The sequence below is a fragment of the Streptomyces sp. W16 genome, assembly GCF_033194735.1.
Taxonomy (GTDB): domain Bacteria; phylum Actinomycetota; class Actinomycetes; order Streptomycetales; family Streptomycetaceae; genus Streptomyces.
In genome coordinates this window covers 1-876 of record NZ_JAWOAI010001179.1, presented here as the reverse complement: position 1 = coordinate 876, position 876 = coordinate 1, and the positions used below count along the sequence as shown (strand labels likewise).

The 876-nt window shown below is 76.3% G+C and carries 1 pseudogene; it reads right to left on the bottom strand.

The features are described from left to right. Nucleotides 1–876 (bottom strand): annotated as a pseudogene (locus tag R6V09_RS54055) (hypothetical protein); the annotation flags it as partial.

Below are 876 nucleotides of genomic sequence, written 5' to 3'. Positions count from 1 at the left end.
CCCTCGGCCAGGCGGTCCCGGCGGGACAGCTCGGTGAGCGCCGCGACGACGCCCGCGTCCAGTCGGGACGGCCAGCGGCCCATCCGCCACGCGGGCAGCGCGACCCGGGTGAGCAGCCGGTCCCAGCCCGCGTACGCCAGCCCCACCTGCTCCTGGGCGACGATCCGCAGACCGTAGTCCACAGCCTGTGCACGCTCGGCGGCAGCGGCGGCCACGCCCCGCTCCATCTCGGCCGCGTGTCCCCGGCAACTGCGCAGCAGCAGCCGGGCGACCCAGCCGACACCGGCGAGCACCGAGCGGAACACGGGACCACGGGGTGCCGAGGTCACGGCCACCGCCGCGTCCAGGCCCCGTACGAAACGGCGGGCCGCGGCTATGTCCGGGTGCGCGGAAGGTCCCGTACCCGCGACGACCGGGGCGAGCACCGCGCGCAGCTCGCCGACCCGCATCCACCACAGGAACGGCGAGCCGATGACTAGGACGGGCGAGGCAGCCGTACGACGGGAGCGCGCCGGGGTGAGGCCCCGTACGCCCGTGATCTCGTCGCGGTCCTCCTGCGGGAGTGGGCCGTGGGCCGGGTGGGTGCGGTCCTCCAGCCAGCTGTCGCAGTCCGGGGTGAGCGCTATCGCGGACGGCGCGGGGACGTCGAGGCGGTCGGCCAGGTCGCGCACCATGCGGTACAGGTCGGGGGCCGACTCCTCGGCGATCGCCACCGTGGGACTCACGGCCGGGCGGGAGCGCGCGACGACCAGCGCGATCGCGCCGGCCGCGAGCAGCACGAGGACCGCGGCCACGCCCATGATCCAGCGGGCGAGGTCCCAGCCCCGGCCCACGAGATGGCCGGTGGAACCGCCCGCGAGCAGGATCACCGCGACG